The 15157-nt window shown below is 56.8% G+C and carries 13 protein-coding genes; 6 read left to right on the top strand and 7 right to left on the bottom strand.

Annotation, left to right across the window (positions count from 1 at the left end; genetic code table 11):
- Positions 1–110: 110 nt before the first annotated feature.
- Entirely contained in the window at positions 111–1580 is a 1470-nt protein-coding gene (locus INF68_RS17690) for an amino acid permease (RefSeq protein WP_023312475.1), read from the bottom strand.
- Between the two features lie 180 nt (positions 1581–1760).
- Complete coding sequence (gene yieE / locus INF68_RS17685; protein WP_023312476.1) at positions 1761–2627, bottom strand: DNA-binding transcriptional regulator YeiE; 867 nt, start codon at positions 2625–2627, stop codon at positions 1761–1763.
- A 97-nt stretch (positions 2628–2724) separates the two neighbouring features.
- Here yieE and INF68_RS17680 point away from each other — a divergent pair, with 97 nt between their 5' ends.
- The gene (locus INF68_RS17680) at positions 2725–3771 is read left to right on the top strand and encodes a YeiH family protein (protein WP_023312477.1); all 1047 of its coding nucleotides are present in this window, start codon (positions 2725–2727) and stop codon (positions 3769–3771) included.
- Between the two features lie 64 nt (positions 3772–3835).
- On the top strand, positions 3836–4693 hold the full coding sequence (gene nfo, locus INF68_RS17675; protein ID WP_045354228.1) for a deoxyribonuclease IV: 858 nt from the start codon (positions 3836–3838) through the stop codon (positions 4691–4693).
- Between the two features lie 47 nt (positions 4694–4740).
- Here nfo and fruA read toward each other — a convergent pair whose 3' ends face one another.
- From fruA to fruB, 3 genes are read right to left on the bottom strand one after another with little or no spacing between them, the layout of a single operon-like run.
- A complete protein-coding gene (gene fruA / locus INF68_RS17670) occupies positions 4741–6426 on the bottom strand; it encodes a PTS fructose transporter subunit IIBC (RefSeq protein WP_045402826.1) in 1686 nt (561 codons plus the stop codon).
- A 16-nt stretch (positions 6427–6442) separates the two neighbouring features.
- Positions 6443–7381 (bottom strand): 1-phosphofructokinase, encoded by a 939-nt coding sequence (fruK, locus tag INF68_RS17665; RefSeq protein ID WP_193525382.1) that lies wholly within the window; start codon positions 7379–7381, stop codon positions 6443–6445.
- On the bottom strand, positions 7381–8511 hold the full coding sequence (gene fruB, locus INF68_RS17660; RefSeq protein WP_109845332.1) for a fused PTS fructose transporter subunit IIA/HPr protein: 1131 nt from the start codon (positions 8509–8511) through the stop codon (positions 7381–7383). The genes fruK and fruB overlap by 1 nt, the downstream gene beginning before the upstream one ends.
- 361 nt (positions 8512–8872) lie before the next feature.
- Between fruB and setB the strand changes: the two genes are divergently transcribed.
- Complete coding sequence (setB, locus tag INF68_RS17655; protein ID WP_126786724.1) at positions 8873–10054, top strand: sugar efflux transporter SetB; 1182 nt, start codon at positions 8873–8875, stop codon at positions 10052–10054.
- On the opposite strand, the gene INF68_RS17650 is transcribed toward setB, so the two are convergent.
- Positions 10051–10305 (bottom strand): YkgJ family cysteine cluster protein, encoded by a 255-nt coding sequence (locus INF68_RS17650; protein WP_126786747.1) that lies wholly within the window; start codon positions 10303–10305, stop codon positions 10051–10053. The two genes, setB and INF68_RS17650, sit on opposite strands and share 4 nt — an antisense overlap.
- A gap of 164 nt (positions 10306–10469) precedes the next feature.
- On the opposite strand from INF68_RS17650, the gene yeiP reads away from it, so the two are divergent.
- Entirely contained in the window at positions 10470–11042 is a 573-nt protein-coding gene (yeiP, locus tag INF68_RS17645; RefSeq protein WP_008500940.1) for an elongation factor P-like protein YeiP, read from the top strand.
- A gap of 117 nt (positions 11043–11159) precedes the next feature.
- Here yeiP and uxuA read toward each other — a convergent pair whose 3' ends face one another.
- Positions 11160–12350, bottom strand: a complete 1191-nt coding sequence (gene uxuA / locus INF68_RS17640) for a mannonate dehydratase (protein WP_109845334.1) — start codon at positions 12348–12350, stop codon at positions 11160–11162.
- A 205-nt stretch (positions 12351–12555) separates the two neighbouring features.
- On the opposite strand from uxuA, the gene INF68_RS17635 reads away from it, so the two are divergent.
- Both INF68_RS17635 and INF68_RS17630 read left to right on the top strand, forming a co-directional pair.
- A complete protein-coding gene (locus tag INF68_RS17635; protein ID WP_126786723.1) occupies positions 12556–14022 on the top strand; it encodes a mannitol dehydrogenase family protein in 1467 nt (488 codons plus the stop codon).
- A 124-nt stretch (positions 14023–14146) separates the two neighbouring features.
- Positions 14147–15133, top strand: a complete 987-nt coding sequence (locus tag INF68_RS17630; RefSeq protein WP_126786722.1) for a GTP-binding protein — start codon at positions 14147–14149, stop codon at positions 15131–15133.
- Positions 15134–15157 lie beyond the last annotated feature (24 nt).

Here is a 15157-nt window from a genome sequence, read left to right as displayed (position 1 = left end):
AGCAAACGATAATTATTATCAATTGAATTGTTAAAAAATGTATCTTTGTTTCAGGATGCGGGCATAAAAAAACCCGCTCGAATGAGCGGGTTAAAAGAGAGGAAGTGCGATTATTGTTTAAATCGTTCCGGGAATTCCATTTCACTGTAGCGAACGAATTTTGTTCCTTTCGTCAGCTTGTAGCCAAACCAGATGACGAGGAAAAGCGGAATACCAATGTAGGTCGCCGTCACGGCGCCCCAGTCAATGGTGTCCGCCAGGAACGCTTCATAGTTCTGTCCCAGCGTAATGATCAGGCACAGAATGAAGGCGAAAATAGGACCCAGTGGGAAGAAGCCGGAGCGATACGGCAGCGAGTTAACATCGTGACCCTGCTTGACGAAGCCGCGGCGGAAACGGTAGTGGCTAATAGCAATCCCCAGCCAGGCAATAAAGCCCGTCATCCCGGACGTGTTAAGCAGCCACAGGTACACCGTCTGGTTGCCAAACATGGAGGTCAGGAAGCACAGACCGGCAATCACCGTTGTGGCGTAGAGCGCGTTACGCGGTACGCCACCGCGGGACAGCTTCGCGAAGATACGCGGTGCTTTACCGTCGCATGCCAGCGTGTAGAGCATACGGGTGGACGCGTACATCCCGGAGTTACCGGCTGAAAGCACTGCGGTCAGGATAACGGCGTTCATCACCGCCGCGGCTGAAAGCAGACCGGCGTGCTGGAAGACCAGCGTGAACGGGCTGACGCTAATGTCTTTTACGTCATTACGCAGCAGGCTTGGATCGGTGTACGGGATGATCAAGCTGATAATCAGGATCGCGAACACATAGAACAGCAGGATACGCCAGAACACCTGACGGACCGCACGCGGAATATTTTTCTCTGGGTTCTCTGACTCACCGGCGGCGATACCAATCAGCTCGGTCCCCTGGAAGGAGAAGCCGACAATCATCGCCACGCCAATCATCGCCGAAAGGCCACCGGCAAACGGCGCATCGCCTATCGCCCAGTTACTCCAGCCCGCAGGTTCTGCGCCTTTGAAAATACCAACGATCATCGCCACACCGACGACGATAAAGATGATGACGGTTGCCACTTTGATCAAAGAGAACCAGTATTCCGCCTCGCCGAAACCGCGCACGGAGATATAGTTCAGCAGGAAGATGACGGCCAGGAACAGGGCGCTCCAGATCCAGCCCGGCGTATCCGGGAACCACCAGTTCATCACCAGCTGTGCGGCGACAAGGTCAACGGCGATGGTGACCGCCCAGTTGTACCAGTAGTTCCAGCCCAGCGCGAAGCCGAAGCCTTCTTCAACGTATTTTTGACCGTAGGTCGAGAACGAACCGGATACCGGCATGTACGCGGCCAGTTCGCCGAGACTGGTCATCAGGAAGTACACCATCAGGCCAATCAGTATATAAGAGAAGAGTGCCCCACCCGGGCCGGCTGCCGAAATCGTTGCGCCAGAGGCAACGAAAAGACCTGTACCGATTGAGCCGCCAATGGCGATCATCGTCAGGTGACGCGCCTTGAGTTCACGACGTAGCGTGGGCGCTTCTGTGGTTTTAATTTCTGAAACCATATGAAAATGCTGTCCATTTAATAAATGAGGCGCGATTGTAGCAGACGATCCGCGTTCCTTCCGGCAGAAATACTCAGTTATAAGAGAGCTTCATGACTCGGCCAGGATTATAAGTAAAGCATAAAAATGTGGGGTGACAGGCGCGCGTAGCCCCGGTAAGCGAAGCGCCACCGGGGAACGTTAAATGGCGCAGTAGCGCAGAAAACGCTGCAGAGAGCTGGAAAGGTGCTTCTGACGATGATGGATGCACCATAGCGTGCGCACCAGCTTCGGCAACGGAACCGGGATTTCAACCAGCGATCCCGTCTCAAGCTGTTCGGCAATGACGCGCCGGGAAAGACAGCTGATCCCCAGGCCATGACGCACCGCGTGCTTAATGGCCTCAGAGTTCCCCAGCTCCATCCCCAGCTGGAAATGCGGCAGATGGGAAAGCAGCAGATAATCGACAATTTCACGCGTGCCGGAGCCCTGCTCGCGCAGGATCCACTGCGCCTGCGCCAGGCGCTCCAGCGTCACCTCGCCCTGCAATAACGACGAGGCCGGGGACGCAAACACCACAAGTTCATCTTCCAGCCAGGGCTCGGCAATGATATCGACGTTATGGCAGGGCCCTTCGATGAGGCCGATATCCACCCGGAAATCGATCACCGCGTTGATAACGTCCTGGCTGTTACCCACGCTCATCTCCAGCGGCAGGGTCGGGAAATCCCGGCGGTAGCGGGCAATCACTTCCGGCAGGATGTAGTTCCCAATGGTGCTGCTGGCATAGACGCGGATCGCGCCGTTGTCCTCGCGGAACAGCTGTTCGATTTCGATAGCCTGCTCCAGCAGCGCCAGCGCCCGTGGATAAAGAAGACGACCGTGCTCGTTGACCACAAGCCGCTTCCCTACCCTGTCGAACAGCTGCACGCCCAGCTGCCCTTCAAGATCGGTCAGCGCCGCGCTGACCGCAGACTGCGAGAGCGCCAGCATTTGTGACGCCTGGGTTGTCGAGCCGCTTTTCAGCACCTCGGCAAACACTTCCAGCTGACGCAATGTAATGTGCATGGTTGCTTACCACTTATATAGATTGATTATAAGTATATAATCAATTTTATTTTTAAGCCAGCGCGCCGTAACCTTTAGCCAGACAAAGGAGAAGGTTATGTCAGAAATCACCTTACAACATCATCGTACAGTGTGGCACTTCGTGCCGGGCCTCGCGCTTAGCGCAGCAGTGACAGCCGTAGCATTATGGGGCGGCAGCATCCCGGCTATCGCAGGCGCAGGTTTTAGCGCGTTGACGCTGGCTATTTTGCTGGGCATGGTCGTGGGAAATACCGTTTACCCACACATCTGGAAATCCTGCGACGGCGGCGTGATCTTTGCCAAACAGCACCTGCTGCGTCTCGGGATCATCCTTTACGGCTTCCGTCTCACCTTTTCGCAGATTGCGGACGTGGGCGTGAGCGGAATCGCTATCGACGTCCTGACCCTGACCAGCACTTTTTTGCTGGCCTGCTTTATCGGCCAGAAAGTCTTTGGCCTGGATAAGCAAACCAGCTGGCTGATCGGTGCCGGGAGCAGTATCTGCGGGGCCGCGGCGGTGCTGGCAACAGAGCCCGTGGTTAAAGCCGAAGCCAGCAAGGTAACCGTGGCGGTGGCGACGGTGGTGATCTTCGGTACACTGGCGATCTTCCTCTACCCGGCCATGTATCCGCTGGTTGCCCACTGGTTTAGCCCGGAAACCTACGGCATCTATATCGGTTCGACCATGCACGAAGTGGCTCAGGTGGTGGCGGCAGGACATGCCATTAACCCTGAAGCCGAAAACGCGGCGGTGATTGCCAAAATGCTGCGCGTGATGATGCTGGCGCCGTTCCTGATTTTCCTTGCTGCGCGGGTTAAACAGCTTGCACCGGCGGACAGTAATCAGAAAAGTAAAATCACCATTCCATGGTTTGCGATCCTGTTTATCGTGGTCGCTATCTTTAACTCCTTCCACCTGCTGCCGAAAGCGGTGGTGGATATGCTGGTGACGCTGGATACCGTACTGCTGGCGATGGCCATGGCGGCCCTGGGGGTGACTACACACGTCAGCGCGCTGAAAAAAGCCGGTGCGAAGCCGCTGCTGATGGCGCTGGTACTCTTCATCTGGCTGATTGTCGGCGGCGGTGCGATTAACCTCGCGGTCCATAGCCTGATGGCATAAACCATCTCGTCCTTCTCCTGCTAACCCGCTATCATAAGCGTTTCGGGTTAGCAGGAGTTTTTTTATGAAATATGTTGGAGCGCACGTCAGCGCTGCAGGTGGTCTTGCGAATGCCGCCATTCGCGCCGCCGAAATCGAGGCGACCGCTTTCGCCCTGTTCACCAAAAACCAGCGCCAGTGGCGCGCCGCGCCGCTCACCGCTGACGTGATTGATGATTTCAAAGCCGCTTGTGAGAAGTATCACTACGGGCCAGGCCAGATCCTTCCCCACGACAGCTACCTGATCAACCTCGGTCACCCGGTTGAAGAGGCGCTGGAAAAATCCCGCGAGGCGTTTCTTGATGAAGTACAGCGCTGCGAACAGCTGGGTCTGACGCTGCTGAACTTCCATCCGGGCAGCCATCTGATGCAAATCGATGAAGATGCCTGCCTGGCGCGCATTGCCGAATCCATCAACATCACGCTGGACAAGACCAAAGGCGTCACCGCGGTAATTGAGAATACCGCCGGTCAGGGCAGCAACCTCGGCTTTAGGTTTGAACATCTGGCGGCGATCATCGACGGCGTGGAGGATAAATCCCGCGTTGGCGTATGCATTGATACCTGCCACGCGTTTGCCGCCGGATATGACCTGCGCACCACCGAGGCAACGAAAAACACGTTCGATGAGTTCGAGCGCATCGTGGGCTTTAAGTACCTGCGCGGAATGCACCTGAACGATGCGAAAAGCGCGTTCGGCAGCCGCGTTGACCGCCACCACAGCCTGGGCGAAGGCAACATCGGCCACGATGCGTTTCGGTTTATTATGCAGGACGCCCGCTTCGACGGTATTCCGATGGTGCTGGAAACCATTAATCCGGACATCTGGGCAGAAGAAATTGCCTGGCTGAAGGCACAGCAAACCGCTGAACAGGCGGCATAAAAAAAGCCGGGTGCGAAATGCGACCCGGCTTTTTTGTGGTTTATCGCTTACGCTGCTTTCGCCACAACTTCCGCTTCAGGACGTTTCAGCACTGCGTAAGAGAGACCCGCCACCAGCGTACCGGCAACGATGGCCAGCAGGTAGCCCAGTACCGGCGTGATGGCGCCAGGGATCAGCAGGACAAACAGACCGCCGTGTGGTGCCATCAGCTTCGCGCCAATCGCCATGGAGATCGCACCCGTCACTGCACCACCCGCGATACAGCACGGCAGTACACGCATTGGGTCACGAGCCGCGAACGGAATCGCCCCTTCGGTAATGAAGCACAAGCCCAGAACCAGCGCCGCTTTGCCGCCTTCCTGCTGCGCTTTATCGAACTTACGACGGGCAATAATCGTCGCCAGACCGAGTGCCAGAGGAGGCACCATGCCTGCCGCCATGATCGCTGCCATCGGTGCGTAGGTCTGGGTACTTAGCAGGCCAACACCAAAGGCGTACGCCGCTTTGTTCACCGGACCACCCATGTCGGTACACATCATGCCGCCGAGAATTGCGCCCAGCAGAACCGCGTTCGCGGTGCCCATGGTTTGCAGCCAGTGGGTCAGACCCGCCAGGATGCCCGCAACCGGCTTACCAATCAGGTAAATCATCGCCAGACCGACCACCAGGCTGGAAATCAGCGGGATGATCAGGATCGGTTTCAGCGCTTCCATACTCTGCGGCAGCTTGAGCTTCGAGCTAATGAGCTTCGCGACGTAACCGGCCAGGAAGCCCGCGATGATACCGCCGATAAAGCCAGAACCGGTGCTCACGGCCAGCATACCGCCGATAAGGCCCGGCGTCAGGCCAGGACGGTCAGCAATGGAGAAGGCAATAAAGCCTGCCAGGACGGGTACCATCAGCGCGAACGCGGAACCGCCGCCAATCTGCATTAACGCCGCGGCCAGCGTGCCTTGCTCTTTAAACGCGGTAATACCAAATGCGAACGAAAGGGCAATACACAGACCGCCCGCAACCACCATCGGCAGCATGTAAGACACACCGGTCAACAGATGGCGATAAGCGCCTGCAGACTCTTTCTTACCTTCCGTCGCGGTTTGACGCGCGCCGGTTGCCTGATACGGCTTCGCTTCCACCAGCGCTTTATCAAACTCCTGCGCGGTCTTTTTCAGCGCCAGGCCGGTAGACGTACGGTACATTGGCTTACCGGCAAATTTTGCCAGGTCCACTTCGATATCCGCCGCCACGATCACCAGATCGGCCTCAGCCACTTCTTCAGGGGTGATAGCGTTGCCGGCACCGACGGAGCCGCGCGTTTCAACTTTTACCCACCAGCCGCGTTTTTTCGCTTCGGTTTCAATGGCTTCAGCTGCCATAAAGGTGTGAGCCACGCCCGTAGGGCAGGCCGTCACCGCAACAACGCGTTTCGGACCCGTAGCCGCAGCCGGTGCCGTCGCGACAGGCGCGCTGTAGACAGACGCGTGCCCTTTCGCTTCGCTCAGGAACAGTTCCGGGTGTGCCACCGCGCGATTAATATCGCCCAGCCACACTTTTTTGCCGTTCAGCGCACTGTCAGCCGGGATTTTGTCGCCCAGTACAATGGCCAGTTCTGCATCGCCTGGATTATCGATAATGTCCAGATGTGCTTTTTGTGCCGCCGCGCCCAGCAAGGTCTTCGCCATATAGGCGCGGGCCTGTCCGAGACCGGAGTCAATGATCAGCAGCGTTTTCATTATTCCTCTCCTGCTGTTAGTTAAAAGGTTTTAAGTCAACGCGCGCCATCATCGCGGCTAACTGGGTACGATCGGTAATGCCGACATTGCTCTGGCTTACGGCCAGGGCAGCAACGGCGGTGGCAAGACGTAAAGTATGTTCACTGGATTCACGCATCAGCAGACCATAAACCAGGCCGCCAACCATGGAATCCCCTGCGCCAACGGTGCTGACAACTTCCATTGACGGCGGTTTGGCGATCCATTCACCAGACGCGTTAACCCACAGCGCGCCTTCTGCACCAAGAGAGATCACTACGTGAGCGATACCCTGCTCGCGCAGCGCATGGGCAGCGTCAATCACATCTTTTAATTCTGGCAGCTTACGACCCGCCCAGATCTCCAGCTCGCGGCGATTCGGCTTCACCAGCCAAGGAGAGGCTTTCAGACCCGCAACCAGCGCGTCGCGGCTGCTGTCAAAAATGATGCACGGGCACTGGCTGCGCAGGCGCGTCATCCAGTCGGTAAACGCTTCCGGGCTGACGCCGGACGGCAGGCTGCCGCTGACGCAGACCATGTCAAACTGACCGAGCCAGGTCAGAGAGTCGTTAACAAAACGCTCCCAGTCTGACGGCGTCACTTCGAAGCCAGAGAAGTTCAGATCGGTCACTTCACCGTCTTTCTCCGTCAGCTTGACGTTGATGCGGGTACGGCCCTGAACAACCTGAAAACGGTTGGCAATGCCCAGCTCGCTGAACAGCTGCTGGAAACCATCCTGGTTATCTTTACCGAGGAATCCACCCACGGTGACGTCGATACCGAGATCCTTGAGCACTTTCGCGACGTTAATCCCTTTACCCGCAGCATGCAGGCCAGTGGTACGCACGAGGTTGACTTCGCCGCGCTCAATTTCCGGGCAAAATCCTACCAGGTCATAAGCCGGGTTCAGCGTAATAGTCGCAACACGTCTGCTCATTATGCGCCCTCCCCCAGACCCGCCGCGATGGCGTCGCCAATCGCTTTCAGCGCCTGTTCAGCATCGGCACCCTGTGCGGTGAAACGCAGACGATGTCCTTTCTTCACGCCCAGCGCGACAACTTTCATTAGACTACGGCCGTTGGCCGGTTTGCCCGTGCCATCAAGATTCGCCACGGTGATCTCACTCTCGAATTGTTTAATGGTATTCACCAGCATGGTGCCCGGACGGGCATGCAGGCCGTGCTCGTTGCGTACCACGAACTCAGCGGTCTGCACGTCTTCGGTCGGCGCATCATCACTGGTCAGCAGTGCCAGCACGGTGGAGGCATCAGCGTTCAGCAGTTTTTCAGCTTTGTTGTTCAGCAGCAGATCGCCCAGACGCTTCAGCACGGAAACCGGCTGATCGTCGTTCATCGCCACGGTCACCAGCATGGCCGCACGCTCGCCTTCCACGTCAAACGCCTTGGCCGCGCGGCTCACGGCGATAGCGCTGCGCAGGTTGCCTTCAGCACTGTCGTTCAGCCAGATACCCTGACCCAGATTCAACGGCTTATCGTTAATTACGCGCGTCACAAACGTGGCATCCGCCGCGCCGGCTTCTTTCAGACGCCCCGCGTTCAGCGCCTGCAGCGTGACCAGATCGGAGGCAATCACGTCCAGCGTCAGCGTTTCATTATCCAGCTTCAGCGCTTCGCTCTGTTTTTCGCCCATCAGCAAGGCGCGCAGCTCTTCAGCTGTGGTCGCGGACTTCAGCTGTTCAGCCACGTCGTCATCGCTCAGGACATGCGTCAGCTGACGCAGCAGGCCTAAGTGTTCGTCGCTGCTGGCCGCGATACCGATAGCCACATACGCCACCTGACCGTCGCCCCAGAGCACGCCCTGCGGGAATTGATAAACCTGAACGCCGGTTTTCAGCACCTGATCGCGGGTGTCGGTTGTACCGTGCGGAATGGCAATGCCATTGCCGAGGAAGGTTGAGGTCTGCTGCTCGCGGGCCAGCATGCCGTTTACATAGCCGTCCGCGACGTTACCCGCCTGCACAAGCGCAGCGGCAACCTGGCGAATAGCCTCTTCTTTATCCCCGGCCTGAGCGCCCGGGTGGATATCCTGAACAGATAACTGGAACATGGTTCTCCACTCCTGCTGAACTTGAATCGTTTCAGCTTTAATGAGAAAAAATGCGCTAGCCTGCTCCGTTTGTTAAAACAAGATAGCGCTGAAACGTTTCAAAAAGTCTTGCGCTTTCTGCAATGTCTTGCAAGTAAACTCGTATTTCTGATATCAGAATTTAGAGATACAGCACATTTCTTCTTCGTTCAGCTGAATTTTGCTGAAGTTCAGCAAGACAGTTTCAGCTAAGGTCAGCCGAGTTGGACGTAAGTTGAAATGCTATTTTGATTTTTCGTGGCATCATTGACCGCACCCACTGTTTAATTTTTAGCTGACGGCGTAAACTCCGCCCCTCTCTGCTACTCGCTAATTATAAAACATGCATAACACCCCTGCGGCCGTCTCGCCGAAGCCCTTTGATTTGACCTCCGCGGCATTCCTGGTTGTTGCCTTCTTCACGGGCATTGCCGGTGCGTTACAGACGCCGACATTGAGCTTATTTCTGACAAATGAGGTTCACGTTCGCCCGGCAATGGTCGGCTTCTTTTTTACCGGAAGCGCCATCATCGGCATCCTGGTCAGCCAGTTTCTGGCGGGACGATCCGACAGAAAAGGCGATCGTAAAAGCCTGATCGTTTTCTGCTGTCTGCTCGGGGTCATGGCCTGCGTTCTGTTTGCCTGGAACCGCAACTATTTCATTCTGCTCTTCGTCGGGGTATTCCTGAGCAGCTTTGGCTCAACGGCGAACCCTCAGCTGTTTGCGCTTGCCCGCGAACACGCCGACCATACCGGACGTGAAGCGGTGATGTTCAGCTCTGTCCTTCGTGCTCAGGTGTCGCTGGCATGGGTGATTGGCCCGCCGCTGGCCTACGCGCTGGCGATGGGTTTTGGCTTTACGGTGATGTATCTGAGCGCGGCCGTCGCGTTTGTGGTGTGCGGCGCGCTGGTGTGGTTCTTCCTGCCGTCCATGCGCAAAGAGCCGAAAGTGGCAACGGGCGTGCTGGAAGCGCCGCGACGCAACCGCCGCGATGCCCTGCTCCTGTTTGTTATCTGTACGCTGATGTGGGGCACCAACAGCCTGTATATCATCAATATGCCGCTGTTTATTATTGATGAACTGCACCTGTCGGAGAAGCTGGCGGGCATCATGATGGGCACCGCAGCCGGGCTTGAGATCCCGACGATGCTCATTGCGGGCTATTACGCAAAGCGCTTCGGAAAGCGTTTTTTAATGCGTATGGCCGCCATCGCCGGTCTGCTGTTCTATGTCGGTATGCTAACGGTACATACGCCGGGGCTGTTGCTGGCTTTACAGCTGCTGAACGCCATCTATATTGGCATTCTCGCCGGGATAGGTATGCTCTATTTTCAGGATCTGATGCCGGGCCAGGCAGGCTCTGCCACCACCCTTTATACTAATACCACCCGCGTGGGCTGGATTATCGCGGGCTCAATGGCCGGTGTCGTTGCCGAAATCTGGAACTATCACACGGTGTTCTGGATTGCGCTGTTGATGTGTACCCTGACGATCGGCTGTCTGGCGAGAATTAAAGACGTTTAGGGCGCGGTGAGCGCTTCCAGGTCAAGAAGGTACGTCATCGCCTGCCCTCGCGTGTTGCCACACATTTCTGCAGTGGGCTGAAGCCCGGAGCAGACTTTCGGGCGCAGCGGTGAGCCAAAGATCATGCACAGGTTCGTTTCCGAGAGCTGAACGCAGCGGGTATTGGCAGGCTTGCCCTCCGGCATTCCTGGAATGGGGCTTGAAATGGACGGTGCTGTACAGCACGCGCCACAATCGGGACGGCAATCCATAAATGCTCTCTTTCGCTGACGATCGCCCGCGCAGTCGGGCATCGCGCGCACAGTAACACCTTTTGCGTATTGATAGCAAAAGCCACGAATTCCTCTTGCCTGAAAGGCCGCGCGCGAGTAATTTGGCGCGATATTTTTTACCTCCCGTAAACAGGATTACTGCAATGCCAAGAGCGAACGAAATTAAGAAAGGTATGGTGCTGAATTACAACGGCAAACTGCTGATTGTGAAAGATATCGACATTCAGGCCCCGAGCGCCCGTGGTGCAGCAACGCTGTACAAAATGCGTTTCGCCGATGTGCGTACCGGCCTGAAGGTGGAAGAGCGCTTTAAAGGTGACGATATCGTCGATACCGTGACCCTGACCCGTCGCTACGTTGATTTCTCCTACATCGACGGCAACGAATACGTGTTCATGGATAAAGAAGATTACACCCCGTACATCTTCACCAAAGATCAGATTGAAGAAGAGCTGCTGTTTATCCCTGAAGGCGGTATGCCTGACATGCAGGTCCTGACCTGGGACGGCGTGCTGCTGGCGCTGGAGCTGCCCCAGACCGTCGATCTGGAAATCGTGGAAACCGCACCAGGTATCAAAGGCGCATCCGCAAGTGCGCGCAACAAACCGGCTACCCTGACCACCGGTCTGGTTGTGCAGGTGCCGGAATACCTCTCCGCTGGCGAGAAGATCCGCATCCATATCGAAGAAAAACGCTATATGGGTCGCGCCGACTGATTGCGGCGTTTTTCGGGTGGCGGCTTCGCCTTACCCGACCGACAAAAACACAAAAACCGGCTCTCAGGCCGGTTTTTTTGTAGGCCCGGTAAGCTTAGCGCCACCGGGCAACAGAGCTTACAGAAGCTCCGGATACTTCGTCATCTTCAGCGCCAGCTCGACGCCGCGCACTTCCGCCATCCCTTTAAGACGGCCAATCGCCGAATAGCCTGGGTTGGTTTTCTTGCGCAGATCGTCCAGCATCTGGTGGCCGTGATCCGGACGGAACGGGATAGGACGCACATCGCCCGCCTGCTTGCGACGCGCCTCTTCCGCCAGAATGGCGTCTACCACCGCCACCATATTCACATCGCCGCCCAGGTGCGCCGCCTCGTGGAAGGTTTTTGGGTTCTCCTCGCGGCAGGTCGCACGCAAGTGCGTGAAATGAATGCGATCGCCAAAGGTTTCAATCATCCGCACCAGGTCGTTATCCGCGCGCACGCCGTAGGAGCCGGTACACATGGTAAAGCCGTTATAGATGCTGTTGACCGTCTCTTTCAGCCACTGCATATCTTCAATAGTGGAAACAATGCGCGGCAGGCCGAGGATAGGACGCGGTGGATCGTCCGGGTGCACGGCGAGGCGTACCCCAACCTCTTCAGCAACCGGCACGATAGCGCGCAGGAAGTACGCCATGTTTTCACGCAGCTGCTGCTTATCAATATCGCCGTATTCCGCCAGGCGCGCGCGGAACTGATCCAGCGTATACCCCTCTTCAGCTCCCGGCAGGCCCGCAATAATATTACGGGTCAGCTTTTCGATGTCCGCGTCGCTGGCTGCATTGAACCATTCGAGCGCCTGCTGCTGCTCTTCCGCGGTGTAATCCGCTTCGGCGCCAGGACGTTTCAGAATGTGCAGCTCAAACGCCGCGAAGGCGATCTGGTCGAAACGCAGCGCTTTCGAGCCGTCCGGCATCTGATATTCAAGATCGGTACGCGTCCAGTCGAGGATGGGCATAAAGTTATAGCAAACCGTATCAATGCCGCAGGCCGCCAGGTTGCGAATGCTCTGCTGATAGTTAGCTATCCAGGTCTGGTACTCCCCGGAATGGGTTTTGATGTCTTCGTGAACCGGGATGCTCTCTACCACAGACCAGGTTAACCCCTTCTCCGCCATCAGCGCCTGACGCTGCTGAATTTCTTCAACCGGCCATACCTGACCGTTAGGAATATGATGCAGCGCCGTGACGACACCCGTTGCGCCAGCCTGGCGCACATCATCAAGAGAAACCGGATCGTTCGGCCCGTACCAACGCCAGGTTTGTTCCATTGCCTCACCCTCTTAAGTTGTTATACCAATATGCGTTACTGCAATGACGACTACCATACATGTTTGCCGCCAGGGGTCAATATACCGCCTCACATTGATTGATCAAACTCACAGAACGGGGATATTTAAGGCTCACCAATTTTATTTGCTGTCATATAACTTTACACTGGCATTGTTAATTAATGGTTAATCAGGTGTGTATCTCATGAAGACAATTGCCTCCACCGCCCTTCCTGCCCGGGTTCAGCAACCTCGCTACGATCGCGCGCAATTACGCTCCCGCATCGTCCATTTTGGCTTTGGCGCGTTCCACCGTGCGCACCAGGCATTGTTAACAAATCGGGTGCTGAATGAAAAAGGCGGCGACTGGGGTATTTGTGAGATTAGCCTCTTCAGCGGCGACGTGCTGATGAGCCAGCTGCGCGCGCAGGATCACCTGTTCACCGTGCTGGAGAAAGGGGCAGAAGGAAATGAGGCGATTATCGTCGGCGCCGTCCATGAATGCCTGAACGCAAAGCTGGACTCTCTGCCCGCCATTATTGAGAAATTTTGCGAGCCTCAGGTCGCTATTGTGTCGCTCACCATTACGGAGAAAGGCTATTGCATCGATCCCGCGACCGGGAAACTCGATCTGCACAACGCCCGGATAATCCACGATCTTGAGAATCCCTCAGAGCCGCATTCCGCCCCCGGGATCCTGGTCGAAGCGCTCCACCGCCGCCGCGAGCGCGGCTTGCCTGCGTTTACCGTGCTCTCCTGCGACAATATCCCTGATAACGGGCACGTGGTGAAAAACGCGGTGCTGGGCATGGCGCAAAAGCGTTCCGCAGCGCTTTCTGAATGGATTGACAGCCACGTGAGCTTCCCGGGGACGATGGTCGACAGAATTGTTCCCGCCGCGACGGAGGCCTCACTGGCGGAAATCACCGACGCGCTCGGCGTGGAAGATCCGTGCGCCATCAGCTGCGAGCCGTTCATTCAGTGGGTCGTTGAAGATAATTTTGTCGCCGGCCGTCCGGACTGGGAAGTAGCGGGCGTTCAGATGGTGCAGGATGTTCTGCCCTGGGAGCAGATGAAATTGCGCATGCTAAACGGCAGCCACTCTTTCCTGGCGTATCTGGGGTATCTCGCGGGCTATGCCCATATTAATGAATGCATGGAGGACGCTGCGTTCCGCGAAGGCGCCCGTCGGCTGATGCTGGACGAGCAGGCGCCCACGTTACGCATTAAGGATGTCGACCTCACCGCCTACGCAGATAGCCTGCTGGAGCGCTTTGCCAACCCGGCACTCCAGCATCGGACCTGGCAAATCGCGATGGACGGTAGCCAGAAGCTGCCCCAGAGAATGCTGGACGGGATCCGCGTTCATCTTGAGCGAAAAACACCGTGGTCTCTGCTGGCCCTGGGCGTGGCCGGCTGGATACGCTACGTCAGCGGTACCGACGACCGTGGCAACGCGATTGACGTTCGCGATCCCCTCAGCGATAAAATTCGCACGATGGTCAATGCCAGCAGCGACGCCGAGCGCGTTAACGCCCTGCTGGGGCTGAGCGAGGTCTTTGGTCACGATCTCGCGCAAAACAGCGCGTTTGTGGAGGCTGTCAGCCAGGCTTATGAGCGCATCACCCGCCACGGCGCGCGTCAGGCTGTTATCGAAACGTTAAATGTTTAACGATTATTGCGCTTAACGCGAACGGATTCGGCCTCCGTTCGCCCCTCCCCTTCTCATCGGTCACGTTTTTCGCCAGGATAGAGAGAATAGTGTTATAGCATCACCATTCTCATCTGGAGCGCACGTGACCAAAACCAACCTCATCACCGGTTTTCTCGGCAGCGGTAAAACCACCTCAATTCTCCACCTGCTGGCGAATAAAGATCCTGCCGAGAAATGGGCCGTGCTGGTCAATGAATTTGGCGAGGTGGGCATTGACGGCGCCTTGCTGTCATCCAGCGGCGCTATGATTAAAGAGATCCCCGGCGGGTGCATGTGCTGCGTTAATGGCCTGCCTATGCAGGTCGGGCTCAATACCCTGCTGCGTCAGGGCAAACCTGACCGCCTGCTGATTGAACCCACCGGGCTGGGCCATCCGAAGCAGATCCTCGATTTACTGACCGCCCCGGTTTACGAGCCGTGGATCGATCTGCGCGCCACCCTGTGCCTGCTCGATCCGCGTCAGCTTCTGGATGACAAGGCGGTGGCCAATGAGAACTTCCGCGATCAGCTCGCCTCGGCGGACGTTATCGTCGCCAACAAGGAAGATCGCGCCACGCCAGAAAGCCAGGCCGCGCTGGAGGCGTGGTGGCAGCATTTTGGCGGCAACCGCATGCGGGTGCAGGCCACACAGGGGAATATTGATAACGCCCTGCTTGACCTGCCTCGTCTGAACCTCACCGACCTGCCTGCCAGTGCGGCTCATTCGCACAGTCATCCGGTTAAGCAGGGTTTAGCCGCTCTCAGCCTGCCGGAACACCAGCGCTGGCGTCGTAACCTGAACAGCGGCCAGGGATATCAGGCCTGCGGATGGATATTTGATGCTGAAACCGTTTTTGACACCATTGGGATCCTGGAGTGGGCCCGACTTGCTCCCGTCGATCGCGTGAAAGGGATCATGCGCACCCCAGACGGGCTGGTAAGGATCAACCGTCAGGGTGACGATTTCTTTATTGAAACGCAGAATGTGGCGCCGCCTGACAGCCGAATAGAGTTAATTAGTGCGGTTAACGCCGACTGGAATGCCCTCCAGTCCAGCCTGTTGAGGATTCGTTTAAGTTCGGGCGGCTAACGTTGCCCCAGTTTTCACTCTATG

Source organism: Enterobacter cloacae complex sp. P16RS2, from assembly GCF_014982155.1.
In the GTDB taxonomy this organism is placed as follows: domain Bacteria; phylum Pseudomonadota; class Gammaproteobacteria; order Enterobacterales; family Enterobacteriaceae; genus Enterobacter; species Enterobacter cloacae_M.
The sequence above is the reverse complement of the archived record's forward strand: the minus strand, read 5'-3'. Positions and strand labels throughout refer to the sequence as shown.